Raw genomic sequence first — 26,354 nt, forward strand, 5'->3', positions numbered from 1 at the left:
TTTCTTTCAGCAGAAAGAAAACCGGATATTCCTTAATCGACGGAAACCCCTGCCAGTTTCCACTGCTCATTTTCTTTATACATCGTGACGGTAATCCTCCCCGGCGCGCCATTTTTGAACGTGACTTTGCCCGATAAGGTGCCGACATTGTTCTTAACGCTGATGTTATTAAACGAATAGTCCTCAATTTCAGGGAAGTTAAGGAACTTCGTAGCCTGAATAAATTCCTCTTCCGTCATTTTTCGCTGAATAGCATAGGCGCTCGCCCGCCAGGCTTCGGAATATTGCCCGTTGCGCAACAGTTCTATTTCCGCGCGGGCTGCGTTTTTTACGCCGCCTAATGAAACAAAGAGGATTGAAGCGATACCGACTATGATAATCAATGCAGCGCCAATTACGCCAGCGATCGCAAGTCTTCTTTTTTTCTTGTCTGCCAGAATGCCCTGCACCTGCCAACCGGCATTGCGGACAATCTCAAAAACGGGATCGGTTATTTCTGTTGAGACAAATTTATAACCATAAATTTTGCCAACGCTGCCATCATCTTTGGCGCCCCAGGCGCTGCCCGTTGAGAATTCCAGTTGCTTACCGAGACGCGCTGACTTGCTGAATTTTAAGCCGCCGGGGCTGGCGCTCCATTCCACGTCGGTAGATTTTTCGTGATAGCGAACCTGCTTTTTGCTTTCATCGAAAAACAGCCGAAGCTCGTACTGTTTCTTCAGGCCCGCTTTACCTAAAATTTCCCGCCATCTGGCATCAACGATATTCCAGGAGGCAATAATTTCATCGCCCTCTTCCCGAAGAATAAAAGGATATTGATTGTTGGCATTCAGGTTTAATAACTGCGCTTTAAGACTGGCTAAAGAGGTCGTTCCCGGCTGATGCATATTTTCTTCCCTGTTCTTGTTAAAAGAAACCGGAAGTATATTAGCCGCAATTGCGTCTAAGTTTCATCACTACTCACTCTCTTTCAGATTAAAACCGCTACAGGGATAATAAGCAGTTATCCCTGAAAATTTCGCGTTACAGCAAGGCTGAGAATCCCCGGGAGCTTACATCAGTAAGTGACCGGGGTGAGCAGGCGCAGCCAACGCGCCTGTAGCGTGAAAGACGACGGGAAAACTATTCGATGCCTTTGCTGCGCAAATAATCTTCATAATTACCGGTGAAATCAATAACGCGCTGCGGCGTAATTTCCAGCACGCGGGTCGCCAGCGAGCTGACGAATTCACGGTCGTGTGAAACGAAGATCAGGGTGCCCTGATACATTTCCAGCGCCATATTCAGCGATTCGATAGATTCCATATCCAGATGGTTGGTCGGTTCGTCCATAACCAGAATGTTTGGCTTTTGCATCATTAGTTTACCAAACAGCATCCGCCCCTTTTCGCCACCGGAAAGCACTTTCGCCGGTTTTTTGATGTCGTCCTGGCTGAACAGCAGGCGTCCGAGAATGCTGCGCACCGCCTGTTCGTCATCGCCTTCCTGCTTCCACTGGCTCATCCAGTCGAACACCGTCAGGTCATTTTCGAATTCATATTCGTGATCCTGCGCGTAGTAACCAATGCGCGCGTTCTCAGACCATTTCACGCTGCCGTTATCGGCTTGCAGATCGCCGACCAGCGTTTTCAGGAACGTCGATTTACCGACGCCGTTGGTCCCGAGCACCGCCAGTTTTTCACCCACTTCCAGCAGCAGGTTAACGCCTTTGAACAGCGGACCGTTATCGAAACCTTTGCTGAGGGCTTCCACTTCCAGCGCATTACGGAACAGTTTCTTGTCCTGCTCGAAACGGATGAACGGGTTCTGACGGCTCGACGCTTTAACTTCGTCGAGTTTAATTTTGTCGATCTGGCGCGCGCGGGAGGTCGCCTGACGCGATTTAGAGGCGTTAGCGCTGAAGCGGCTGACAAAGGATTGCAGCTCGGCAATCTGCGCTTTCTTCCTGGCGTTATCGGCCAGCAGGCGTTCACGCGCCTGGGTCGCCGCCGTCATGTATTCATCATAGTTGCCCGGATAAACGCGCAGTTCGCCGTAATCCAGATCCGCCATGTGGGTGCAGACCATGTTCAGGAAGTGACGGTCGTGCGAAATGATGATCATGGTGCTGTCACGTTCGTTCAGCACCTGCTCCAGCCAGCGAATGGTATCAATGTCGAGGTTGTTGGTCGGTTCGTCGAGCAACAGAATATCCGGATTGGAGAACAGCGCCTGCGCCAGCAGCACGCGCAGCTTCCAGCCGGGCGCGACTTCGCTCATCGGGCCGTAATGCTGTTCCACCGGAATGCCGACGCCGAGCAGCAGTTCGCCCGCGCGCGATTCGGCGGAATAGCCGTCCATCTCGCCATATTTCACTTCCAGATCGGCCACTTTGTAGCCGTCTTCTTCGCTCATTTCCGGCAGGCTGTAGATGCGATCGCGCTCCTGCTTCACTTCCCACAGTTCGCTGTGGCCCATGATGACGGTGTCGAGTACGGAGAACGCTTCAAAGGCGAACTGATCCTGACGCAGCTTACCGATGCGCTCGTTCGGATCGAGGGAAACGTTGCCCAGCGTCGGCTCAAGATCGCCGCCGAGGATCTTCATAAAGGTGGATTTACCGCTACCGTTGGCGCCAATCAGGCCGTAACGGTTGCCGCCGCCAAATTTGACGGAAATATTTTCGAACAGCGGCTTACTGCCGAACTGCATGGTGACGTTGCTGGAAACTAACACGGACGTATCCTAAAGAAGATGTGACAAACCGCTTATTATGCCATAAGTCTTAAATAAGATCCCGTCCCGCGGTAAACGGCTACACTGTGACTCAGGTCAGGGTCAGCAAAAAATGTGATTTCGTACACATCTGAATTCCCTGTGCACGGGAATGCACATATAATGCGCTCCCAACATGACAGAATTCTCAACCCAACGCCTGCCAGGCAATGAATCTCGTATAACATGAATATGAAATTAACAACGTTTTTCGCAGCGGCTCTCGCTGTAGTAGGCTTTTGCAGCAGCGCCTCAGCCGTTACTTATCCTCTGCCAACTGATGGTAGCCGTCTGATCGGCCAGAACCAGGTTATCACCATCCCGGAAGGCAACACTCAGCCGCTGGAGTATTTTGCCGCTGAATACCAGATGGGTCTGTCCAACATGCTGGAAGCCAACCCGGGCGTGGACACCTTTCTGCCGAAAGGCGGTACGGTGCTGAACATCCCGCAGCAGTTGATCCTGCCGGACACCGTGCATGAAGGCATCATTATCAACAGCGCGGAGATGCGCCTTTACTACTACCCGAAGGGGACGAATACCGTTATCGTCCTGCCGATCGGTATCGGTCAGTTAGGCAAAGACACGCCGATTAACTGGACCACCAAAGTTGAGCGCAAGAAAGCGGGGCCGACCTGGACGCCAACGGCGAAAATGCATGCTGAATACCGGGCGGCAGGCGAACCGCTGCCGGCAGTGGTTCCGGCAGGCCCGGATAACCCGATGGGTCTGTACGCGCTGTACATTGGCCGCCTGTATGCGATTCACGGCACCAATGCGAACTTCGGCATCGGCCTGCGCGTAAGCCACGGCTGCGTGCGCCTGCGTAATGATGACATTAAGTTCCTGTTCGAAAACGTACCTGTCGGCACCCGCGTACAGTTTATCGATGAGCCGGTAAAAGCCACTACCGAACCGGATGGCAGCCGCTACATTGAAGTGCATAACCCGCTGTCGACCACTGAAGAACAGTTCGAAGGCGGCGAGATCGTGCCGATTACGCTGACGAAAACGGTTAAGAGCGTCACCGATCAGGCCGACGTTGACCAGGCCGTAGTGGAACAGGCAATTCAGAGCCGTTCCGGGATGCCGGTTCGTCTGAACTGATTATCTGACAGCGCCGGGTAGCGGCTTACGCCTTACCCGGCCTGCAGTACCCGCACAGCAGGCCCGATAAGCGCCAATCACAGCACCCGCAGCAGTCCGTACCCTACCACCCCCACCCATATCAGCATCGGCAGCGAATAAAGGTGAAAGCGCCACCAGATGCGTCGATCGTTCGCCATTCGCAGAGCAATCAGATTCGCCAGTGAACCGGGCAGCAACCCAAAGCCGCCGACGTTGACCGCCCAGGCCAGCAGCATGGTCGGCGGAACGTAATTCAGCAGTAAAATGGTGCCAGGCACGTTGCTGATAAATTGCGACAGGCCGATCGCCGTCAGCCACAGCTCCGGTTGCGTAAGCCCGCCAACCTGATTTAACGCGCCCTGCAACGCCGGAAGCTGGATCAGCAAATGGACGTCGATAAACATCGCCATAAACACCAGCAACAGCGTCCAGTCCACGTTCAGCACCACGCGACGCGCCAGTAGCAGGAAGCCCAGCGTCACGATCGCCAGACCGGCAAGCTCCTGTTTCAGCTCCAGCGCCGTCAGAAAGACGATATACAGCCCCAGGCAGCTCCACACCAGCCGCGGCTGCCACTGCGGGGCGCGCGTTCCGGTATGATAGACGAGCGGCTTAGCGGGGAAACACAGCCAGCACATTATCAGCAGCGTCAGCATCATGGCGGCGGCAAGCGGGGCCATCTGCGCGATAAACGCCGCAAAGGAGAGCCCCGATCGCCCCCACAGCAGTATATTTTGCGGGTTGCCGATGGGCGTCAGCAGCGAACCGGCGTTAACCGCCAGCGCCTCAAAGATAATCAGCCGGTTGACCGGAATGGCGCACAGCTTCTTCAGAGTGATGGTGAGCGGAACCACGATAAACAGCGCAACGTCATTGGTCAGGAAGGTGGAAAGCAGCGCCGCCGCCAGCACCATAAACATCGCCAGACGGCGCTCGCTGGCAAAACGGCGGACCATTTTGCGCCCCAGCACGTCGAAATAACCGCTCAGCTCCACGCCTTTGGTGAGCAACATCAGGCCGCTCAGGGTAATGATCGTATGCCAGTCAATCGCCGCGGGCCAGCTCTGCGGCCGGAACGGAACGAACAGGCTTAATCCCGCGCCCACAATGAGCAACAGATGGAAAAAACGGTCGCGTTTCAGCGCCCGAAAGAAAGGCAGGCTCATTCAGATAACGTTCCGTGCTGCTGCGTAAACGCGCGGAACGCGTCCAGCGTCTCCTGGCTCACGTGGTGCTCCATCCCTTCCGCATCGCGACGGGCGATTTCCGCACTGACGCCCAGCACCAGCAGGAAGTTTTCGACAATCTGATGGCGTTCACGGCTCTCCTGCGCCAGTTTCTCCCCTTCCGGGGTTAAAAAGACGCCGCGCCAGGGGATCATTTCGATTAGCCCCACCGAGGCCAGCCGCTTAAGCATCTTCGCCACCGTGGGCTGGGACACGCCCAGACGCGCCGCCATATCCACCTGGCGCGCTTCGCCGACCTCCCGAATTAAATCGGAAATTAACTCCACATAATCGTCGATCAGTTCGCGGCGGTGTGCCTCCCTGACCTGACGAAACCCTTCGACATGTTCCTCAACGTTCACTAACTGCGTCACTTTTTTTGTTGTTGGCGTACCTGCGCGACGACTCATTCTGCTTCCTCATTCCTGTGACGCATTGACCGCATCGTTCTGGAGAGCGTTTATTGTAAACCAGAGTTGTCGTGGCACAAAAAATTAACGTTTTAGCAATAGCTATATAATATAGCCTGTGCTATATCTGTATGTAATGCAGGCGCCTTTCATGGATCGAAGGGATCGAATGTCAGGAGGTCAATATGAATGAGTTCAAGAGGTGTATGCGCGTGTTCAGTCACTCTCCCTTTAAAGTCAGGTTAATGCTGCTCTCGATGCTGTGCGATATGATCAACAGCAAACCCGAGCAGGATAAACCGGCAGAAAAATAACACGGCGTCGCGGGACGCCGCTTCATCCGGCGGTCATTTTTGCCGCTTACCGGGCGCTGCGCGCCAGAATAGCCCTTCTTTTTGTCGGATTTGCTGACTTCTTCGCAAAACAAATTATTACTGCCGGTTGACCTAATCATTCACACGCTCTATCTTCTTGCAGCCCTGCCTATATTGCGGCTCGCAGATGCGGACCTCTTTCCCTCTTTACGCGCACTCAGCAGGCGATGACCCTTGGCGCCAGGGTAAGCACATGGCGTTTTTGTGATAGTGGCTTATGAATTTAACCCTCAAAGAATCCCTTATTGCGCGCAGTCGGGCCATCAGCCCGTGGACTGGTTTCTATTTTTTGCAGTCGTTACTGATAAATCTGGCGCTGGGCTATCCCTTTAGTCTGCTGTATACCGCCGCCTTTACCTGTCTTTTGCTGCTGCTGTGGCGCACCGCGCCTCGCGCGCAAAAAGTGCTGACGGGGCTCTGTTCGCTTACCGCGGCGCTCTATTTTCCGTTCGGCCAGGCCTACGGCGCGCCCAACTTTAATACCCTGCTGGCGCTGCACTCGACGAATATGGAGGAGTCGACGGAGATCCTCACCATCTTCCCGTGGTACAGCTACCTGGTGGGACTGTTCATCTTTGCGCTTGGGATTATTGCCGTGCGCCGTCGCCAGGAAGCGGTAAAACCGCGCTGGAACCGGTATGACAGCCTGTGCCTGCTGTTCAGCGTGGCCGCTTTTTTCGTCGCCCCCATCCAGAATCTGGCGTGGGGCGGCGTGTTCAAGCTGCAGGATACCGGCTATCCGGTCTTCCGCTTCGCAAAAGATATCATCGTCAATAACAACGAAGTGATTGATGAGCAGGCGCGCATGGCGATGCTCGCCGGTATGAAAGACACCTGGACCGTCACCGCCGTGAAGCCGAAGTATCACACCTATGTGGTAGTGATTGGCGAAAGCGCCCGACGCGACGCGCTGGGGGCCTTTGGCGGCCACTGGGACAACACGCCCTTTGCCAGCAGCGTCAACGGATACCTGTTTATGGACTACGTTGCCGCCAGCGGCTCCACGCAAAAATCGCTGGACCTGACCCTCAACCGGGTGGTGGAGGGCAAGCCGCAGTATCAGGATAACTTTGTCACGCTGGCAAACCGCGCCGGTTTCCAGACCTGGTGGTTCTCCAATCAGGGACAAATCGGCGAATATGACACCGCCATCGCCAGCATCGCCAGACGCGCCGACGAGGTGCAGTTCCTGAAAAGCGGCGATTTCGAAGCGGATAAGAATACCGAAGACAGCGCCCTGCTGAAACTGACCGCCCAAGTGCTGGCGAGCGAACGCAGCCAGCCGCAGCTGATTGTCCTGCATTTAATGGGCTCTCACCCGCAGGCCTGCGACCGCACGCACGGGAAGTACGAGACATTTGTGCAGTCGAAGGAAACCTCATGCTATCTCTACACCATGACGCAAACCGACGATCTGCTGCGTCAGCTGTACGATCAGTTACGCAACAGCGGAGACAGTTTTTCTCTGGTCTACTTCTCCGATCACGGTCTGGCCTTTAAAGAACGCGGGAAGGAAGTGCAATATCTGGCGCACGACGATCGGTTCCAGCAAAATTTCCAGGTGCCGTTTATGGTGCTCTCCAGCGATGACAAAGCGCATAAGTTGATTAACGCCCGCCGTTCAGCCAATGACTTCCTGAGCTTTTTCTCACAGTGGACGGGGATTCGCGCGAAAGAGATAAAGAACCGCTACCGTTTTATTTCCGGACAGAAAACCGGGCCGGTCTACATCACCAACTTCAAATTGCAGCAGGTGGACTATAACCATCTGGGGACAGACATTTTCTCGACGAAGTAAACCCAGCAGTCAGGCTACAGGCATAAAAAAAATCCGCCCCGAAAGGCGGATTTTTTACATCACCGGAGTGATTAGAAGCGGTAACCTACGCCGGCAATCCAGGTGCCAACATCAACGTTACGAATACGGCTCTGCTCGTAGGAGAAGTCCAGAGCGACGTTTTCGATCGGGTTGAACTGCAGGCCCGCACCGTAAGAGAAACCGTAGTCGCTGGTGTCATCTTTGTAGCCAGGGTAGTTAGTCTGCTGGAATTTACCGTAGCCAACACCCACTACACCGTAGATGCTTGCCCAGTCGTTCAGACGGAAAGCCGGACCAGCGGTGAGGCCGTAGTACTGAGATTTGTTGTAATCGCCCGCACCGTTAGTACGATCTTTTTCGGTGTAGGTGAAGGAGCCGATTACGCCCAGCGGGTTGTTGTCCTGCTCATAGCGATACTTCAGGTTAAAACCGTTCATTTTGTTCGCTACGCCCTGAGCATCGCTCTGAGCATAACCACCGGAAACGGTAGAAGTCGCAGCGGTAGCGGAACCTGCGGTGAAAGCCAGAACAGCGGCCAGTGCTGAAAGACATGCAATTTTTTTCATAACCACCTCAAATGTGCTTCAAATAAGTCCTAAGTTTTAAATATATCAAAAATTGATGGGAAACTCTTTGCGATTCGCGATGTCTAACGGGCCATTTCATGTAACAGAACGTTTCCACAGCCCGCTATCTCTTTCATATAACATCACTTTTCCGGAGATTCAGCACATTATTACGCGCATAACAACGGACATTCATCCAGATTATTCCTAATCACACAGCTTATTAATCCATCAATCCGGGGGCATTTTACGGCTTTACGGCAATTTTTTTCAACAAATACTCAACCGGCAAGGGTTATTTCCATTACACTGCCTCTTTTACTTTTCTATACACTCAATCGACAGACTGGCGGACAGTCAGGCGCAGGCATTGAGTGGCTGAACATGCATTGTCAGGAGAACGGATGCCAGGGTCGTCACGCAAAATTCCCGTATGGTTGCCTATTTTAGTCTTACTTATCGCCATGTGCTCAATTCAGAGCGGCGCTTCGCTGGCAAAATCACTGTTTCCTCTGGTGGGCGCACCCGGCGTTACGGCGCTGCGCCTGGCGCTGGGCACGCTTATTCTGGTTATCTTTTTTAAACCCTGGCGCCTGCGCTTCGCCAGAGAGCAGCGGCTGCCGTTGCTCTTTTATGGCCTGTCGCTGGGCGGCATGAACTATCTGTTCTATCTGTCGATTCAGACAGTACCGCTGGGGATCGCCGTCGCCCTTGAATTTACCGGGCCGCTGGCGGTCGCGCTGTTTGCTTCCCGGCGGCCAATCGATTTTATCTGGGTGGTGCTGGCGGTGCTGGGGCTGTGGTTCCTGTTGCCGCTGGGTCAGGACGTCTCGCACGTCGATCTGGCGGGCGCCGCAATGGCGCTGGGCGCTGGCGCCTGCTGGGCTATCTATATTCTCTGCGGCCAGCGCGCCGGAGCGGAACACGGCCCGGCAACCGTTGCGGTCGGCTCGCTCATTGCCGCCATTATTTTCGTTCCGCTGGGCGCGGCGCAGGCTGGCGAAGCACTCTGGCACTGGTCGGTCATTCCGCTGGGGCTGGCCGTCGCGGTGTTATCCACCGCCCTGCCCTACTCGCTGGAGATGATTGCCTTAACCCGCCTGCCGACGCGCACCTTCGGCACGCTGATGAGTATGGAGCCGGCCCTGGCGGCGGTGGCCGGGATCCTGTTCCTCGGCGAAACGCTGACGTTCATCCAGCTGCTGGCGCTCGGGGCGATTATCGCCGCGTCGATGGGATCGACGTTAACCCTTCGCCGCGACAGCCAGATAAAAAAGCTCGACGTAAATTAAATTTACATTTCTGCATGGCGCTGCATAACCATGCAGAATATTTTCCAGTTTTGTCATGCGTTTATTCTGCCTGGCTGCTTATCCCCGATTTATCTTAATTCGCCCAACTGTTACGTTTTTCCGCCACAATTAAACTGCGCTTTATCCTGTCACGCTAAATTAGCAACATACTGAATAATAATGCAATTTTTCGCCAGCATGGATCTGCGCTATTAAAGCGATAGGGAGAGCCAGAAAAGCAGGAATCATAACCGGTGCTATACTTAGTTGCGTAAATTACCGGGACATAACATCAAGAGGATATGAAATTATGAGTACCGCAAAATTGGTAAAAACAAAAGCGTCCAATCTGCTTTATACCCGCAACGATGTCTCCGACAGCGATAAAAAAGCCACGGTTGAATTGCTGAATCGTCAGGTGATCCAGTTTATCGACCTGTCTTTGATTACCAAACAGGCCCACTGGAACATGCGCGGTGCTAATTTTATTGCCGTACATGAAATGCTGGATGGCTTCCGTACTGCGTTAACCGATCACCTGGATACGATGGCGGAACGCGCCGTTCAGCTGGGTGGCGTGGCATTAGGGACAACTCAGGTCATTAACAGTAAAACCCCGCTGAAAAGCTATCCGCTGGATATTCACAGCGTTCAGGATCACCTGAAAGAGCTGGCGGATCGTTATGCGGTAGTAGCAAACGATGTGCGTAAAGCGATTGGCGAAGCGAAAGATGAAGATACTGCTGATATCTTTACCGCCGCCTCACGCGATCTCGATAAATTCCTGTGGTTCATCGAGTCCAACATCGAATAATCGCGTCATCGCGATTTCGTCTGAAAACCCTCGCTATGCGGTAATGCCGATCAGTTAAGGATCGGTTGACCGATCCTTAATCTGCGGCACTATAACGGCTTCCACAACAGGGAGCCGTTTTCTTATGCCACTTCTCAATGACCTGCTCGATTTCAGCGACCATCCGCTGATGCCGCCCCCTTCTGCACAACTGTTTGCTCAGCATCTTCCCGTCGAATGGATACAACACTGCCTGACTCTTTCTGCACATGCGACCGTTCGCCGCCGTCGTTTACCTGGCGACATGGTTATCTGGATGGTCGTGGCTATGGCCTTCTTCCGTAATGAGTCGATTACCGATGTGGTTCGTCGTCTGAACCTGAGCGCGGATGGTGAAGCGGGGATGAACCTGCTGGCCCGCAGCGCTGTCACCCAGGCGCGTCAGCGCGTGGGTGCTGCACCGGTGGAATGGCTTTTCCGCCAGACCGCGCAGACATGGGGAACTGAGCGTTACCAGAAAGATGACTGGCATGGCCTGCAACTTTTTGCCATCGATGGCGCACAGTTCAGGACACCTGATGAACCTGAGCTGCGTGAACATTATGGCTCTGCCAACACATCCACTGAGCGGCAAAGCGCATACCCGGTAATGCGTCTGGTGGCTTTAATGAACCTGGGTAGTCACATTCTGCTGGATGCCGCGACCGCGCCTTACCGACGGAGCGAAACCCTGCTGGCCCACTCAATGCTCGTCACCATTCCGGATAACTCCATTACGCTGTTTGACAAGCTGTTCTACAGCGCAGACCTGTTGCTGTCGCTGAACCGGCAGGGTTGTAACCGCCACTGTCTGCTGCCCGCCTGGAAGAATATCGCAGCAGAAACGGAAGAAAGTTACGGTCCCGGAGACCGGCTTCTGAAACTGAAAGTGTCACCACAGGCAAGGAAAAAGAATCCTTCGCTGCCGGAATACTGGTATGCGCGGGCGGTAACTTATGAACTGAACGGAGTGGAAAAAACGGTCCTGACGTCACTTCAGGCAGACCGTTATAAGGCCAGAGAGGTGGCAGAGCTTTATCACTCAAGATGGGAAATCGAAGTCGGGTTCAGAAACCTGAAAAGCAGCCTGCTGAATAACGCTCTGGTACTGAGAAGCCGGAAGGTTGAGTTGCTGGAACAGGAGGTGTGGGGCATGTTGCTGGCTTATAATCTGATACGGCGTGAGGCAACAAAAGCAACGGAGAAACACAAAAAAGCGGCGTCGGAAATCAGCTTTAAGTTCGCGTTCCAGTTTATCGCCACAGAAATGATAGTGCTGGGAAATACGGTGTCACCGGGGACCATCCCGAAACGGCTGGAGCATCTGCGGGGGGCTCTGGAAGCGGTGTTCATAACAAAACGCCCCCGACCATCAAGGCCGAGGGCGGTTAAGATATCAAAAACCCGTTATCCGGTGAAACGCAATGCCGCACCGCTTAAGTGAACGGCATTACGCTATGCGGGGGTTTTGCACTTTTGTGGTGCAACAGCTTTTCTTCCCGCCGCGATAAAGTAAATTTTTTGTAATAATCACCTCACACAATCGTTAATGAAAGATTGTTTTCTCAGCAATATTTGCGCTTAATAGGCAAAGCGTTTGTGCCGCGTCGCCATTGCACCAAAACAGCGCCCCATTATGGAGCAATGGGCGTTCTTTGCCCTGCTGACGGTGCAGGAAGAAGCCCGCGCTGCTTGTGAAAACAAGGGGTTGCAAAACTGGCACGCTTTTTTCATTACGCTTAGTGTTCTTGCAGGGGATCGCCCCGTGGATAGAAAAGGAAATGCTATGAAGTCTGTATTAAAAGTTTCACTGGCTGCACTTACCCTGGCTTTTGCAGTATCTTCTCACGCCGCGGATAAGAAACTGGTTGTCGCAACTGATACCGCGTTCGTTCCGTTCGAATTCAAACAGGGCGATAAATACGTCGGTTTTGATATCGATCTGTGGGCGGCTGTCGCCAAAGAGCTGAAGCTGGACTATGAACTCAAACCGATGGATTTCAGCGGCATTATCCCGGCGCTGCAAACCAAAAACGTCGACCTGGCGCTGGCTGGCATCACCATTACCGACGAGCGTAAAAAAGCGATTGATTTCTCCGACGGCTACTACAAGAGCGGCCTGTTAGTGATGGTCAAAGCGAACAATAACGACATCAAAAGCGTGAAGGATCTGGACGGTAAAACGCTGGCGGTAAAGAGCGGCACCGGTTCTGTTGATTATGCGAAAGCGAACATCAAAACCAAAGATCTGCGTCAGTTCCCGAACATCGATAACGCCTATATGGAGCTGGGCACGAATCGCGCCGATGCGGTTCTGCACGATACGCCGAACATCCTGTACTTTATTAAAACGGCGGGCAACGGTCAGTTTAAGGCGGTTGGCGAGTCGCTGGAAGCGCAGCAGTACGGTATCGCCTTCCCGAAAGGCAGCGACGACCTGCGTGAGAAAGTTAACGGCGCGCTGAAAACCCTGCGCGACAACGGCACCTACAACGAAATTTATAAAAAATGGTTCGGTACTGAACCGAAATAAATCCGCCTGACAATCAGGTACTGTCACGCCCGGTAGCGCAGAGGCTTACCGGGCCTGCAATTTTAGCCATCGCCCGATCGGCTGTTTCACCACGGTAACAGGAATATCATATGCAGTTTGACTGGAGTGCCATCTGGCCCGCCATCCCGATCCTGCTTCAGGGCGCAAAGATGACCCTGTGGATCTCGATTCTCGGCCTGGCTGGCGGAATCGTCATTGGCCTGCTGGCAGGGCTCGCCCGCACCTACGGCGGCTGGATCGCCAATCATGTCGCCCTCGTGTTTATTGAAATCATCCGCGGCACGCCTATCGTTGTGCAGGTGATGTATATCTATTTTGCGCTGCCGATGGCGTTTCCGGACCTGCGCATCGACACCTTCAGCGCGGCGGTGATCACCATCATGATCAACTCCGGCGCCTATATCGCCGAAATCACCCGCGGCTCCGTGCTGTCCATTCATAAAGGATTCAGCGAAGCTGGCCTGGCGCTCGGACTCTCGCGCCGTGAAACCATTCGCCACGTCATTATGCCGCTGGCATTGCGCCGGATGCTGCCGTCGCTCGGCAACCAGTTAATCATCAGCATTAAAGATACCTCACTGTTCATCGTGATCGGGGCGGCGGAACTGACCCGCAGCGGCCAGGAGATTATTGCCGGTAACTTCCGCGCGCTGGAAATCTGGACCGCCGTCGGCGTGGTCTACCTGATCATCACCCAGGTTCTGAACATTGTGCTCCGCAGTCTGGAAAGAAGGATGAAAATCCTGTGATTGAATTTAAAAACGTCTCCAAGCACTTCGGGCCAACCCAGGTGCTGCATAACATCGATTTGAAGATTAACCAGGGCGAAGTGGTGGTGATTATCGGGCCTTCCGGCTCCGGTAAGTCAACGCTGTTGCGCTGCATTAATAAGCTGGAAGAGATCACCGCCGGCGAGCTGATCGTCGACGGCCTGAAGGTTAACGATCCGAAGGTCGATGAGCGCCTGATCCGCCAGGAAGCCGGTATGGTGTTTCAGCAGTTCTATCTGTTCCCCCACCTCACCGCGCTGGAAAACGTGATGTTTGGCCCGCTACGCGTGCGCGGGACCAACAAACAAGAGGCGGAAAAACAGGCCAAAGCGCTGCTGGCGAAAGTCGGCCTCGCTGAACGCGCGCACCACTATCCCTCTGAGCTTTCAGGCGGACAGCAGCAGCGCGTGGCGATTGCCCGCGCCCTGGCGGTGAAGCCGAAAATGATGCTGTTTGATGAACCCACCTCCGCGCTTGACCCGGAACTGCGCCATGAGGTGCTGAAAGTCATGCAGGATCTGGCGGAAGAAGGCATGACGATGGTTATCGTCACTCATGAAATCGGCTTCGCCGAGAAAGTGGCCTCACGCCTGATCTTCATCGACAAAGGTCGGGTTGCCGAAGACGGCAACCCGCAGGCGCTGATTGAGAATCCGCCCAGCCAGCGCCTGCAGGAGTTTTTGCAGCACGTTTCCTGACCCCTTGCCTCCCTTCCGCCCGGAAGGGAGGTTCTTTGCGACTCCTCTCAAACTGAATCCTCGCGCCTGCAGCAACTATACTTATCTTTTTGCTCAATTTTCTCACTGGAGGAGTCATGCGGTGGATCCTGTTTATCCTCGTTTGCCTGGCGGGGGCGCCTGCCCACGCGGTGGAGATTCCCGGCGTAACCGCAAGCCCGGCGACAGAGGCGAAAACCACACCTGCCGCCGAGCCCGACGCCGAACAAAAGAAAGCGGCCTATGCCGCGCTGGCCGATGTGCTGGAAAATGAAACGTCGCGCAAGGAGCTGATTGACCAGCTGCGCAGCGTCGCCGCCGCGCCGCCGTCACAGCCGGCGGTGAAAATCGTCCCGCCAGCGGTGGTGGAAGAGAAAACGGTGCTGGAAAACGTCACCGACGTCAGCCGCCGCTACGGCGCCGCCTTCGCTGAGCGTTTTGCCCAGCTGTACCGCAATATTACCGACGCGCCGCACAAGCCGTTCAACAGCACCACGTTTACCAATGCGCTTACCCATTTCCTGATGCTTGCCGCTGCGGTGTTTGGCTTCTACTGGCTGATACGCCTCTGCGCGCTGCCGCTGTACCGTAAAATGGGCAACTGGGCGCGCAAAAAAAACCGCGAACGGCGTAACTGGCTTCAGCTTCCGGCGATGATCGTCGGCGCATTTATCATCGATCTGCTGCTTCTGGCGCTGACGCTGTTCCTCGGCCAGCTATTGAGCGACAGGCTGAACGCCGATAGCCGGACTATCGCCTTTCAGCAGGGGCTGTTTCTCAACGCCTTTGCGCTCATCGAATTCTTTAAAGCCATCCTGCGGCTGATTTTCTGCCCCAACGTCCCGGAACTGCGTCCCTTTACCATCCAGGATGCGAACGCGCACTACTGGAGTCGGCGATTAAGCTCGCTGAGCAGTCTGATTGGCTACGGCCTGATCGTCGCCGTCCCCATCATCTCTAATCAGGTCAATGTGCAGGTCGGCGCAATGGCCAATGTGATTATCATGCTGGGCATTACCGTCTGGGCGCTGTATCTGATCTTTCACAACAAAAAGGATATCACCCAGCATCTGCTGAACCTGGCGGAGCACTCGCTGGCCTTTTTTAGCCTGTTTATCCGCGCCTTCGCGCTGGTCTGGCACTGGCTGGCGAGCGCCTATTTTATCGTGCTGTTTTTCTTCTCCCTGTTCGATCCGGGGAACAGCCTCAAATTTATGATGGGGGCAACGGTGCATAGCCTGGCGATTATCGGCATTGCCGCTTTTGTTTCCGGTATGTTTTCCCGCTGGATCGCAAAAACGATCACCCTCTCTCCGCATACGCAGCGCAATTATCCCGAGCTGCAAAAGCGGCTCAACGGCTGGCTCTCTACCGCGCTGAAAGTGGCGCGCTTCCTGACGGTATGCGTCGCTATTATGCTGTTGCTGAACGCCTGGGGGTTGTTCGATTTCTGGAACTGGCTGCATAACGGCGCGGGTGAAAAAACGGTGGATATCCTGATCCGTATTGCGCTAATCCTCTTTTTCTCGGCGGTGGGCTGGACCATACTCGCCAGCCTGATCGAAAACCGGCTGGCGTCGGATATTCATGGCCGCCCTCTGCCCAGCGCCCGTACCCGTACGCTGCTGACGCTATTTCGCAATGCGCTGGCGGTGATCATCAGCACCATCACCATCATGATCGTGCTGTCTGAGATCGGCGTGAATATCGCCCCGCTGCTGGCCGGTGCCGGCGCGCTGGGGCTGGCGATCTCCTTTGGTTCGCAGACGCTGGTGAAAGATATTATTACCGGGGTGTTTATTCAGTTTGAAAACGGTATGAATACCGGGGATCTGGTGACCATCGGGCCGCTGACCGGTACGGTGGAACGGATGTCAATTCGCTCCGTTGGCGTGCGTCAGGATACCGGGGCGTACCATATTATCCCCTGGTCATCGATTACCACCTTCGCCAACTTTGTGCGCGGTATTGGTTCGGTGGTCGCCAACTACGATGTGGATCGCCAGGAAGACGCCGACAAGGCCAACCAGGCGCTGAAAGATGCCGTTGCCGCCGTGATGCAGAACGAGGAGATACGGGGACTCATTATCGGCGAGCCGAACTTTGCCGGGATTGTCGGGCTGACGAACAACGCCTTTACGCTGCGCGTGACGTTTACCACCCTGCCGTTGAAGCAGTGGACGGTACGCTTCGCGCTGGACAGCCAGGTGAAAAAGCATTTCGACCTGGCCGGAGTCCGGGCGCCGGTGCAAATGTATCAGCTCCTGCCTGCGCCGACGCTTTCAGCGACGATACCTTCCGCGCCAGCGCCGCAGCCGCCCGCCGAACCGACGCTATAGCGTTTACGCGCCTGAAAATGGCGACGCTTGTCGTCATCCATAAAGGTCCAGGCAATAAAGCGACTCTGCTTTTGCCCCTGGGCCATCTCTTTTTTGACCACCTTTACCGCGCCGATATCAGTGAGCGCGCGGTACAGCGGCGGCAGGTTTTCTCCGCGTGATACGAGGGTGGTAAACCACATCACCTGGCGGCCAAAGGCGCGGCTTTCGGCAATCATGGTTTTGATAAAGGCCACTTCCCCGCCTTCGCACCACAGCTCCTGCTGCTGGCCGCCAAAATTCAGCGCCTCGTCTTTATCCTGCCCGAGATTGCGGCGTTTACGCTCGCTGCCGGCGCGCGCGGAGGCCGCCGAATCGTGGAACGGCGGATTGCACAGCGTGGCGTCATACTGCTCATTTTTATGAATAATGCCGTTAAAAATCGCCGCGGGCGTTTTCTGACGACGCAGGCGAATCGCGCGCGTCAGGCCAGGATTGGCACTGATAATGGCCTGGGCGCTGGCTAACGCCTGCTCGTTCGTCTCGCTGCCGGTAAAGCGCCAGCCATATTCATGAACGCCAATAAGCGGATAAATACAGTTAGCGCCGACGCCAATATCCAGAATGGAGGCATTTGTCGGCACGCTACCCGCGGTTTCCGCAAGCAGATCGGCCAGATGGTGAATATAATCCGCCCGCCCCGGCACCGGCGGACATAAAAAGCCGTCAGGAATATCCCAGTTCGCTACCCCGTAGAAATGCGCCAGCAGCGCTTTATTCAACGCCCTGACCGCTTGAGGGCTGGCAAAATCGACGCTCTGTTCCCCAGCCGGAGTACGGATAAGGTATTGCGACAATTCAGGCGTGCCCTTGCAGAGCGCGGGCAGATCGTAGCGGCTGTGGTGACGATTACGCGGGTGTAAACCCGGTTTCTGGGGGGACGCGGACATAGCTTTCTCCTTTTTACAGCGGCGTAAGATACCCGCATAACGCAGCGCGGTAAACCTGTGTTAAAGGAAAAGCGCGCGTTGTGACGGCGATAAGTGTGCTTCCCGCCAGCCCGTAGCGGCAATAGCCGTTATAATGAAGGGATGAAAACTCGCTAAGGGGAATGCATATGGCCTCCGGTTGGGCAAATGACGACGCGGTAAACGAGCAGATCAACAGTACGATTGAAGACGCCGTGGCCCGGGCTCGCGGTGAAATTCCGCGCGGCGATAGCCTGTATGAATGTGCGGAGTGCGGCGAACCTATTCCTGAGGCGCGGCGTAAAGCGGTGCCCGGCGTCAGATTATGTCTCGCCTGCCAGCAGGAGAAAGATGCGCATAGTTCAGGGCATGCAGGCTATAACCGCAGAGGCTCCAAGGACAGCCAGTTACGTTAACCTTTCCTTACGCTTATCCGTCCTGGCGCGCCGTTTCGCTTACGCGCCGTAAAAACGGCATTTTGCGTGGCAATTTGTGCCGTTAACCGCCGCTCTGTAAAGGCAATGGCGCAAAAGCGTAAATTCATCTGCTGAATTAATTAATAATCAATAAGTTATTTGTCATTCAATTTATTTGATGAATGTGGTCAATTCTATTCGATTTTATCTCTCGGCAAAAAGCGTGATACTCATCACATCGACGAAACATCGTCTCCCTTAAAAAATCACCTGCGAGAAATAAATAATGAAAAACATTAAATACGCTGTTGCTGCCGTTGCCCTGTCCGCTCTCTCTTTTGGCGCTTTCGCTGCCGAACCCGTTACGGCGACCCAGGCGCAAACCATGAATAAAATGGGTGTCGTTTCCGCTGATGGCGCTACTACGCTCGACGGCCTGGAAGCACAGCTGGCGGAAAAAGCCGCAGCAGCTGGCGCAAGCGGTTACAGCATCACCTCCGCCACCAATAACAACAAGATGAGCGGCACCGCTGTTATCTACAAATAAGTTTTCCCCGTCTGTTTGCCAACAGACACACTGCTCTGACCCTCATTGAACCATTGTTACCCTTATTTGCCCGTCCGCCACCGGACGGGCTTTTTTTTATCCGCGGCGTTTAAAAGGTGGCGTTAACCCGCGCCAGCCCCTCCACCAGCGTCTCCACCTCAGCGGTTGCCACCAGGCAACAGGCCATCTGAAGCTTTAACGAGGTCGGCACCGGCTCGCTGCCGGCAAGACAGCGTTCAATCCAGTGCGCGGTGGTTGGCGCATCTTTTGCCGCTGGCAGCGGCACCGGTTGGTCCGGCGTCTCGCTTTGCCGCTCCTGCAATACCCGCACGCCTGCGCTGTCAATCAGGCTGATTTGCGGACAACGTTGCGGGCTGGCATACACTTCCCCCTCCGTTCCGTGCATCAGCAGAGCGCGTCCGCCGATCTCGCTAAAGAAGGTCGCCACGCGCGGCACATATTCCGGGTGAGAGACGCTGGAGAGACGCAGCGCGGCGTCTTCGGCAAACGGCGTCGCCAGCTTCGCCAGCGTGTGCGCGCTGTTGCGCACGCCAAGCCGCCAGCGCATCGCCAGCTGCGTTTCCAGCGGTGGGCAGAGCGTGCCCACCGGAATAAATAGCGGTTGATGGTTGTCGAGCTTTGCCTGCGCCTGTCCGGCGTGACGCACCGGCTCAATACCCATCAGTTCAAAAATGGTTTCCGTCAGTACGCGGGTGGGATCTTCGCTGACGCCGTGCACCACCACCGGAAAGCCCAGCTTATGCAGCAGGATTGCCAGCAGCGGCGTCAGATTGGCCTGTTTGCGCGCGCCGTTATAGCTGGGAATGACGACAGGCATCGGCTTCGCCGCTGGCGGGGTAAGCGTAATCGTGTGGTTTCGCATCGCCTCATAGAAGCCGCGCATCTCGGCCTCGCCTTCCCCTTTTATGCGCAGCGCAATCAAAATGCCGCCCATCTCCAGCTCCGGCACTTCGCCACTCAGCATCTGGCTGTACAGGCCGCGCGCGGTATCCTGATCAAGATCGCGGGCATGGTTTTTACCGCGGCCAATCTCTTTGATAATTTTGCGATAATCCATCGAAAACTCCTTGCCTCGTGCTTACATCATGAACGCCGACGACGGCGCGTGGGTTTTGCTTTTTCTTTCGCTTTGACGATAACCTCTGGCACCGCAGGCTGCTCAATGGGAAATATCGGCAGCGCATTCAGTAAACGCTTGCCGTAGCTTTTGGTCAACAGGCGCTTATCGTAGATAACGATTTCGCCCCAGCACTGATGGCTGCGAATGAGTCGCCCCACCTGCTGAATAAGATTAAACGACGCCGCCGGCAGACTTTGCACTTCAAACGGGTAGCGATTAAGGCTTTTTAACCACTCCCCTTCGGTAATGACCACCGGGCTGTCGATGGGGGGAAAGGCTATCTTGTGGATATGCACCTGGCTGAGTAAGTCGCCTTTCAGATCGAGCCCTTCGGCAAAAGATTGCAGGCCGATCAGCACGCTGCGCTCGCCGCCTGCCACCCGCTTACGATGCAGCTCCACCAGCCGGTAACGAGGCTGGTCGCCCTGCACCAGCAGCAGTAAACGCAGGTCGGCGACATAGTCAAGAAAGCGCTGCATCGCCCTGCCGCTGGCAAACAGCACCAGCATGCCGAGATGCTTTTTGCTTTCGACCTGCTCCCGAAAGTAGGCCGCCATCTCGGCAATATGCTGCTCTTCGTTATCGATTAACGGCTCATAGCGCATCTGCGGAATGACGATTTTTCCCTGTTCAACGTGGTTAAACGGGGAATCAAGCGCGACAAAGCGGTCGCCGGCTTTCTCTTTCAGTCCGCTCATCTCCTGGAGCCGTGAAAAGCTGTTCAGCGAACGCAGGGTGGCGGAGGTGACGATAATATGCGGCACGCTGCGCCACAGCAGCCGTTCAAGCTGGTCGCTCACGCGAATGCCGACGCAGTGAAACCAGACGTGGATCTGTCCGTCGCGAACCTCCCGCGTGGCCCATTTGGTGACCGGCGCGCCGGAAGACTGCGCCAGCGACGCCAGCCGCCACAGTTTGCTTTGTGCTTCAAACATCCCCTGCGCGCGGTTCATCTGCAAAATCACCCGGTGCAGGCGAACCACATCGTGGCTGCCGGTTTTCTCGCTGAGATCGTTTAAGAACAGCTCCGCCAGCCCGCGCAGCGTTTCGGTCAGCTTCGCCAGCCGCTGACATATCTCCATCACTTCATCCGGCAGCTCGCCCATCGCAAAGCGGTGTTCCGCCTCCTGGGCAGCTGGCATATAGAGATTAAGAATGTTATTCAGCGAGGCGATAAGCTCATACAGCTCTTCGCAGTGGGCGTTCAGGCGCTCGGGATTTGCCAGCGGCGGCGTGGTTTTGGGGCGAAACTGCTCCATGCAGGTCGCCACCAGTTTGGTGAACAGATCCAGCTGCAGCCGATACCAGGGGGCGGTAATTTCCGCGCTCATCTCCAGCGCGTCGCGGGCGACATCCGGCAGATGGTGTCCTTCATCCAGCACCAGCAGCAGGTTTTTCGGTTCAGGCAGCACCGCCTCGCTTTCCAGCGCCGCCATCACCAGCGCATGGTTTGCCACCACCACTTCCGCTTCCTGGATTTCGCGGCGCGCGACAAAGAACGGACATTCGCGGTAGTAGTGGCAGTTGCGGTTCAGACAACTGGCTTTGTCGGTGCTTAACCGCCGCCAGAGATCGTCGTCAATGGCGATATCCGTATGGTCGCGCAGGCCGTCCCAGCGGTAGCTGTCGAGAGAGGCTTTAAGCGTTGCGCAGCGCTTTTGTTCTTCCTGGCTGTTGGGCGTCAGCTCATCGTCGAGAAAGGCCAGCAGATCCTGCTGGCTGGGTTCGCTGCTGGCAAGCGCGGCCAGGTTGCGCGGACAGACGTAGCGGCCACGGCCAAACGCGGCGGTAAAGCGCAGATCGGGAATAATTTTGCGCAACAGCGGCAGGTCTTTGCTGTAGATCTGATCCTGCAGCGCCACGTTAGCGGTACTGACCACCAGCGTTTTTTGATCCTCGCGGGCAATGGCGATGCCGGGAATAAGATAAGAGAGGGTTTTCCCCACCCCGGTGGGCGCTTCGATCGCCAGGTGCCGTCCCTCTTCCCCACTCAGCGTTTTTGCGACATCCGCAATCATCTGCCGCTGGGGCGCGCGGGGAATAAAGTCGGGGATCGGTTCCTGAAGCGCCTTATACCAGGCGGCGATTTGCGCTTTCAGCGCGGCGGTTAATGCCATGAGAAAACCTGAAACACTGTATAAACAGCCACTATTGTGTCACATTTCAGGTGCTGGCAGTACCTTTTTTGCCGGTTCTGGAAAACGGCTCGCAATATGGATGCAGGGGTAATGCCTGATGGCGGCTGCGCTTATCAGGCTACAGCTCATGCAGCCTGGATAAGGCGCAGCCGCCATTCGGTAAAGAAAATTACTGCGCCGGGGTGATGCGGCGTGGACGGCGCGGTGGACGCGGTTTATCGCCCGCCGGTTTACCTTCGCCGCTACGCGGTTTGGCTTTCGGCGCGCCGCCGTCCTGGCGACGCGACTGCTGGCCACGACCTGCGCCCTGTCCTTGCCCCTGACCGCGACCACCGCCGCCGCTGCGCTGCTGGCGACCGTTCTGAATCGGCTCCGCTTTGATTGACGGGTCCGGCTCGTAGCCCGGCGTGGTCATGCGCGGGATCTCTTTCTTCAGCAGCTTTTCAATATCACGCAGCAGCTTGTGCTCATCAACGCAGACCAGCGACAGCGCCTCGCCGGTCGCCGCAGCGCGGCCGGTACGCCCGATACGGTGTACGTAATCTTCCGGCACGTTTGGCAGCTCATAGTTCACCACGTGCGGCAGCTCTTCGATGTCCAGGCCGCGCGCCGCGATGTCGGTCGCCACCAGCACGCGAATATCGCCGGATTTAAAGTCGGCCAGCGCGCGGGTACGCGCCCCCTGGCTTTTATTGCCGTGGATCGCCGCGCTGCGAATGCCGTCTTTATTCAGCTGCTCCGCCAGATGGTTAGCGCCGTGCTTGGTGCGGGTGAATACCAGCACCTGCTGCCAGTTGCCCTGGCCGATCATCTGCGACAGCAGCTCGCGTTTGCGTTTTTTGTCGACGAAATGGACGTGCTGCGTCACCTGCTCAGAGGCGGTATTGCGGCGTGCTACTTCAATCTCCAGCGGATTATGCAGCAGCTTTTCGGCAAGCCGCTTAATGTCGTCAGAGAAGGTGGCGGAAAACAGCAGGTTCTGCCGCTTCGCCGGCAGCTTCGCCAGCACGCGACGGATGTCGTGAATAAAGCCCATATCCAGCATCCGGTCAGCTTCGTCGAGCACCAGAATTTCAATCTGATCCAGCTTCACCGCGTTCTGGTGTTCCAGATCCAGCAGACGTCCCGGCGTCGCCACCAGCACATCCACGCCGCCGCGCAGTTTCATCATCTGCGGATTAATGCTTACGCCGCCGAACACCACCAGCGAACGAATGTTCAGATACTTGCTGTAATCGCGGACGTTTTCACCAATCTGCGCCGCCAGTTCGCGGGTCGGGGTCAGGATCAGCGCCCGTACCGGACGACGCCCCTTCGCATGAGGTTGCTGAGTGATGAGGTGCTGTAACAGCGGCAGCGTAAAGCCCGCGGTTTTACCGGTGCCGGTCTGCGCACTCGCCATCAGGTCACGGCCTTCCAGCACCGCAGGGATCGCCTGCTGCTGGACAGGGGTAGGTTCACGGTAACCCTGCTCGGCAATGGCGCGCAGAATTTCAGGGTTCAAACCCAGAGAATCAAAAGACATAACTACTCCGAACCGCCCCGACCGTTCCCGGTGTCGTTTTCAGGGAGATACATACAATTTGGGGATGACAAAAACCACAATGTCATGAAGGGGCGGAGTGTAGCATTTTTTGTGACAGAGCGCATAAATTATCCCACTGCGCGGGTTTTCGGGATGCCTCTGCGCCTGTGCAACAGATCCCCGCGAACGGGGATCCCGGGTTTAGCCTTCGCTGAATTCCTTGCCATAATAACTGGCCAGCAGTAGCTGACGCAGTTCCGATACCAGCGGGTAGCGCGGGTTGGCGCCGGTGCACTGGTCATCGAAAGCATCTTCAGACAGCTTGTCAACGTGGGCCAGGAAGTCCGCTTCCTGCACGCCAGCTTCACGGATGGACTTCGGAATACCCAGCTCGGCTTTCAGGCTTTCCAGCCACGCCAGCAGCTTCTCAATCTTCGCCGCGGTGCGGTCGCCCGGCGCGCTCAGACCCAGATGGTCGGCAATTTCCGCGTAGCGACGGCGCGCCTGCGGACGGTCGTACTGGCTGAATGCCGTCTGCTTGGTCGGGTTGTCGTTGGCGTTATAGCGGATCACGTTACTGATCAGCAGGGCGTTCGCCAGGCCGTGCGGAATGTGGAACTGCGAGCCCAGCTTGTGCGCCATCGAGTGGCAGACGCCGAGGAAGGCGTTGGCAAACGCGATACCGGCGATGGTGGCCGCGCTGTGCACGCGCTCACGGGCTACCGGGTTTTTCGCCCCTTCGTTGTAGGACGCCGGCAGGTTTTCTTTCAGCAGTTTCAGCGCCTGCAGCGCCTGGCCGTCAGAGAACTCGGAGGCCAGTACGGAAACGTAGGCTTCCAGCGCGTGGGTGACCGCATCCAGACCACCGAACGCACACAGCGACTTCGGCATGTCCATCACGAGGTTGGCGTCAACAATCGCCATATCCGGCGTCAGCGCATAATCTGCCAGCGGGTATTTCTGCCCGGTTGCATCGTCGGTGACCACCGCAAACGGCGTGACTTCGGAACCGGTGCCGGAAGTGGTGGTGACGGCGATCATCTTCGCTTTCACGCCCATTTTCGGGAACTTGTAGATACGCTTACGGATATCCATAAAGCGCAGCGCCAGCTCCTCGAAGTGGGTTTCCGGATGTTCGTACATCACCCACATGATTTTCGCGGCGTCCATCGGGGAACCGCCGCCCAGCGCGATGATCACGTCCGGTTTGAAGGAGTTCGCCAGCTCAGCGCCCTTACGCACCACGGAAAGGGTCGGGTCGGCTTCCACTTCAAAGAACACTTCGGTTTCAACGCCGGCCGCTTTCAGCACGGAGGTGATCTGGTCAGCGTAACCGTTGTTGAACAGGAAACGGTCGGTCACAATGAGCGCACGTTTGTGGCCGTCGGTAATCACTTCGTCCAGCGCGACAGGCAGGGAGCCGCGGCGGAAGTAGATGGATTTCGGAAGTTTGTGCCACAACATGTTTTCAGCTCGCTTAGCAACGGTTTTCTTGTTGATCAGGTGCTTCGGACCGACGTTTTCAGAGATGGAGTTACCGCCCCAGGAGCCGCAACCCAGCGTCAGGGAAGGGGCCAGCTTGAAGTTGTAGAGGTCACCGATACCGCCCTGGGAAGCCGGGGTGTTGATCAGGATACGCGCGGTTTTCATCATCTGGCCGAAGTAAGCGACGCGCTCCGGCTGGTTGTCCTGGTCGGTGTACAGGCAGGAGGTGTGGCCGATACCGCCCATCGCCACCAGCTTCTCGGCTTTGCTGACCGCGTCCTCGAAATCTTTCGCGCGGTACATCGCCAGCGTCGGGGAGAGTTTTTCGTGAGCAAACGGCTCGCTGTCATCAACAACGGTGACTTCGCCAATCAGGATCTTGGTGTTTTCCGGCACGGAGAAGCCCGCCAGTTCAGCGATCTTATACGCCGGCTGACCCACGATAGCGGCGTTCAGCGCGCCATTTTTCAGAAGAATGTCGCCTGTCGCCCTTTTCTCTTTCTTATTGAGAATAACAGCGCCGCTTTTGGCGAAACGCGCTTTTACCGCATCATAAATGGCATCTACAACAATCACCGACTGTTCAGATGCGCAAATAACGCCGTTATCGAAGGTTTTGGACATCAGCACGGACGCGACGGCACGTTTGATATCGGCAGTTTCGTCGATGACCACCGGGGTGTTGCCTGCGCCCACGCCGATCGCCGGTTTACCGGAGCTGTAGGCCGCTTTCACCATGCCCGGGCCGCCTGTCGCGAGGATCAGGTTGATATCCGGGTGATGCATCAGGGCGTTGGAGAGCTCAACGGAAGGTTGATCGATCCAGCCGATCAGATCTTTCGGCGCGCCGGCAGCGATAGCCGCCTGCAGTACGATGTCAGCCGCTTTGTTGGTGGCCTCTTTAGCACGCGGGTGCGGAGAGAAGATGATGGCGTTACGGGTCTTCAGGCTGATCAGCGATTTGAAGATAGCCGTGGAGGTCGGGTTAGTGGTCGGAACGATACCGCAGATGATACCGATTGGTTCAGCAATGGTGATGGTCCCGAAGGTGTCGTCCTCGGACAGCACGCCGCAGGTCTTTTCATCTTTATAAGCGTTATAGATGTATTCGGAAGCAAAGTGGTTTTTGATCACTTTATCTTCAACGATACCCATACCGGATTCGGCAACGGCCATCTTAGCGAGAGGGATGCGGGCATCTGCCGCGGCCAGAGCGGCGGCGCGGAAGATTTTATCGACCTGCTCCTGACTGAAACTGGCATATTCACGCTGGGCTTTTTTGACGCGCGCCACCAGCGCGTTTAATTCTTCAATGGAATTAATCGACATGGAAACCTCAAACAGAAAGTGAAAAGCGCCGCCGCAGAACGCGACG

Annotated in this window: 21 protein-coding genes and 2 pseudogenes; 12 read left to right on the forward strand and 11 right to left on the reverse strand. The window is 55.8% G+C overall.

Going from position 1 to position 26,354, the window contains the following annotated elements; translation table 11 throughout:
• Positions 1–32: 32 nt before the first annotated feature.
• Positions 33–887 carry a membrane protein gene (locus K7R23_RS22350; RefSeq protein WP_012905152.1) on the reverse strand — a complete coding sequence of 285 codons (855 nt, stop codon included), beginning with the start codon at positions 885–887 and terminating at the stop codon, positions 33–35.
• Between the two features lie 235 nt (positions 888–1,122).
• On the reverse strand, positions 1,123–2,715 hold the full coding sequence (locus K7R23_RS22355) for an ABC-F family ATPase (protein WP_012905151.1): 1,593 nt from the start codon (positions 2,713–2,715) through the stop codon (positions 1,123–1,125).
• Between the two features lie 225 nt (positions 2,716–2,940).
• Here K7R23_RS22355 and ldtB point away from each other — a divergent pair, with 225 nt between their 5' ends.
• The gene (gene ldtB / locus K7R23_RS22360) at positions 2,941–3,861 is read left to right on the forward strand and encodes a L,D-transpeptidase (protein ID WP_012905150.1); all 921 of its coding nucleotides are present in this window, start codon (positions 2,941–2,943) and stop codon (positions 3,859–3,861) included.
• A gap of 77 nt (positions 3,862–3,938) precedes the next feature.
• Here ldtB and K7R23_RS22365 read toward each other — a convergent pair whose 3' ends face one another.
• Positions 3,939–5,048 carry an anion transporter gene (locus K7R23_RS22365; protein WP_012905149.1) on the reverse strand — a complete coding sequence of 370 codons (1,110 nt, stop codon included), beginning with the start codon at positions 5,046–5,048 and terminating at the stop codon, positions 3,939–3,941.
• Positions 5,045–5,518, reverse strand: coding sequence for a manganese-binding transcriptional regulator MntR (gene mntR, locus K7R23_RS22370; protein WP_012905148.1), 474 nt, complete (start codon positions 5,516–5,518; stop codon positions 5,045–5,047). Before mntR ends, K7R23_RS22365 begins: the two co-directional genes overlap by 4 nt.
• Positions 5,519–5,703: 185 nt before the next feature.
• Between mntR and mntS the strand changes: the two genes are divergently transcribed.
• Positions 5,704–5,832, forward strand: a complete 129-nt coding sequence (gene mntS / locus K7R23_RS22375) for a manganase accumulation protein MntS (RefSeq protein WP_042622870.1) — start codon at positions 5,704–5,706, stop codon at positions 5,830–5,832.
• 277 nt (positions 5,833–6,109) lie between these two features.
• Positions 6,110–7,690, forward strand: a complete 1,581-nt coding sequence (locus tag K7R23_RS22380) for a phosphoethanolamine transferase (protein ID WP_012905146.1) — start codon at positions 6,110–6,112, stop codon at positions 7,688–7,690.
• A 71-nt stretch (positions 7,691–7,761) separates the two neighbouring features.
• Here the strand turns inward: K7R23_RS22380 and ompX are convergent, their stop codons facing one another.
• Positions 7,762–8,277: an outer membrane protein OmpX gene (gene ompX / locus K7R23_RS22385; RefSeq protein ID WP_012905145.1), complete on the reverse strand. Its 516-nt coding sequence runs from the start codon at positions 8,275–8,277 to the stop codon at positions 7,762–7,764.
• Positions 8,278–8,332: 55 nt separating this feature from the next.
• A pseudogene (locus K7R23_RS22390) lies at positions 8,333–8,395 on the reverse strand (hypothetical protein); the annotation flags it as partial.
• Positions 8,396–8,681: 286 nt separating this feature from the next.
• Here K7R23_RS22390 and rhtA point away from each other — a divergent pair.
• From rhtA to ybiO, 7 genes are all read left to right on the forward strand, one after another.
• Positions 8,682–9,569, forward strand: a complete 888-nt coding sequence (rhtA, locus tag K7R23_RS22395; RefSeq protein WP_012905144.1) for a threonine/homoserine exporter RhtA — start codon at positions 8,682–8,684, stop codon at positions 9,567–9,569.
• Positions 9,570–9,879: 310 nt separating this feature from the next.
• A complete protein-coding gene (gene dps / locus K7R23_RS22400; protein ID WP_012905143.1) occupies positions 9,880–10,383 on the forward strand; it encodes a DNA starvation/stationary phase protection protein Dps in 504 nt (167 codons plus the stop codon).
• A 124-nt stretch (positions 10,384–10,507) separates the two neighbouring features.
• Entirely contained in the window at positions 10,508–11,845 is a 1,338-nt protein-coding gene (locus tag K7R23_RS22405; protein ID WP_012905142.1) for an IS4-like element ISCro3 family transposase, read from the forward strand.
• A gap of 342 nt (positions 11,846–12,187) precedes the next feature.
• The gene (gene glnH / locus K7R23_RS22410; protein ID WP_012905141.1) at positions 12,188–12,934 is read left to right on the forward strand and encodes a glutamine ABC transporter substrate-binding protein GlnH; all 747 of its coding nucleotides are present in this window, start codon (positions 12,188–12,190) and stop codon (positions 12,932–12,934) included.
• A gap of 110 nt (positions 12,935–13,044) precedes the next feature.
• Positions 13,045–13,704, forward strand: a complete 660-nt coding sequence (glnP, locus tag K7R23_RS22415; protein WP_012905140.1) for a glutamine ABC transporter permease GlnP — start codon at positions 13,045–13,047, stop codon at positions 13,702–13,704.
• Positions 13,701–14,423: a glutamine ABC transporter ATP-binding protein GlnQ gene (gene glnQ, locus K7R23_RS22420; protein ID WP_012905139.1), complete on the forward strand. Its 723-nt coding sequence runs from the start codon at positions 13,701–13,703 to the stop codon at positions 14,421–14,423. Before glnP ends, glnQ begins: the two co-directional genes overlap by 4 nt.
• 116 nt (positions 14,424–14,539) lie before the next feature.
• Positions 14,540–16,780: a mechanosensitive channel protein gene (ybiO, locus tag K7R23_RS22425; protein ID WP_012905138.1), complete on the forward strand. Its 2,241-nt coding sequence runs from the start codon at positions 14,540–14,542 to the stop codon at positions 16,778–16,780.
• Here ybiO and rlmF read toward each other — a convergent pair.
• A pseudogene (gene rlmF, locus K7R23_RS22430) lies at positions 16,780–17,709 on the reverse strand (23S rRNA (adenine(1618)-N(6))-methyltransferase RlmF); the annotation flags it as partial. The gene ybiO and the pseudogene rlmF sit on opposite strands and share 1 nt — an antisense overlap.
• Before the next feature lie 167 nt (positions 17,710–17,876).
• Here rlmF and K7R23_RS22435 point away from each other — a divergent pair.
• Both K7R23_RS22435 and ybiJ read left to right on the forward strand, forming a co-directional pair.
• Positions 17,877–18,143: a DksA/TraR family C4-type zinc finger protein gene (locus tag K7R23_RS22435; protein WP_024132551.1), complete on the forward strand. Its 267-nt coding sequence runs from the start codon at positions 17,877–17,879 to the stop codon at positions 18,141–18,143.
• A gap of 286 nt (positions 18,144–18,429) precedes the next feature.
• Positions 18,430–18,690 carry a DUF1471 family protein YbiJ gene (gene ybiJ, locus K7R23_RS22440; RefSeq protein ID WP_012905135.1) on the forward strand — a complete coding sequence of 87 codons (261 nt, stop codon included), beginning with the start codon at positions 18,430–18,432 and terminating at the stop codon, positions 18,688–18,690.
• Between the two features lie 109 nt (positions 18,691–18,799).
• Here the strand turns inward: ybiJ and ybiB are convergent, their stop codons facing one another.
• The 4 genes from ybiB to adhE all read right to left on the reverse strand — a co-directional run bounded on the left by ybiB (position 18,800) and on the right by adhE (position 26,308).
• Positions 18,800–19,768 (reverse strand): DNA-binding protein YbiB, encoded by a 969-nt coding sequence (gene ybiB / locus K7R23_RS22445; protein ID WP_012905134.1) that lies wholly within the window; start codon positions 19,766–19,768, stop codon positions 18,800–18,802.
• A 26-nt stretch (positions 19,769–19,794) separates the two neighbouring features.
• Positions 19,795–21,948, reverse strand: a complete 2,154-nt coding sequence (gene dinG / locus K7R23_RS22450; RefSeq protein WP_012905133.1) for an ATP-dependent DNA helicase DinG — start codon at positions 21,946–21,948, stop codon at positions 19,795–19,797.
• Between the two features lie 190 nt (positions 21,949–22,138).
• Positions 22,139–23,494: an ATP-dependent RNA helicase RhlE gene (rhlE, locus tag K7R23_RS22455; RefSeq protein WP_012905132.1), complete on the reverse strand. Its 1,356-nt coding sequence runs from the start codon at positions 23,492–23,494 to the stop codon at positions 22,139–22,141.
• 201 nt (positions 23,495–23,695) lie between these two features.
• Positions 23,696–26,308, reverse strand: a complete 2,613-nt coding sequence (gene adhE / locus K7R23_RS22460) for a bifunctional acetaldehyde-CoA/alcohol dehydrogenase (protein WP_012905131.1) — start codon at positions 26,306–26,308, stop codon at positions 23,696–23,698.
• Positions 26,309–26,354: the final 46 nt, after the last annotated feature.

The organism is Citrobacter rodentium NBRC 105723 = DSM 16636 (assembly GCF_021278985.1).
Classification (GTDB): domain Bacteria; phylum Pseudomonadota; class Gammaproteobacteria; order Enterobacterales; family Enterobacteriaceae; genus Citrobacter_A; species Citrobacter_A rodentium.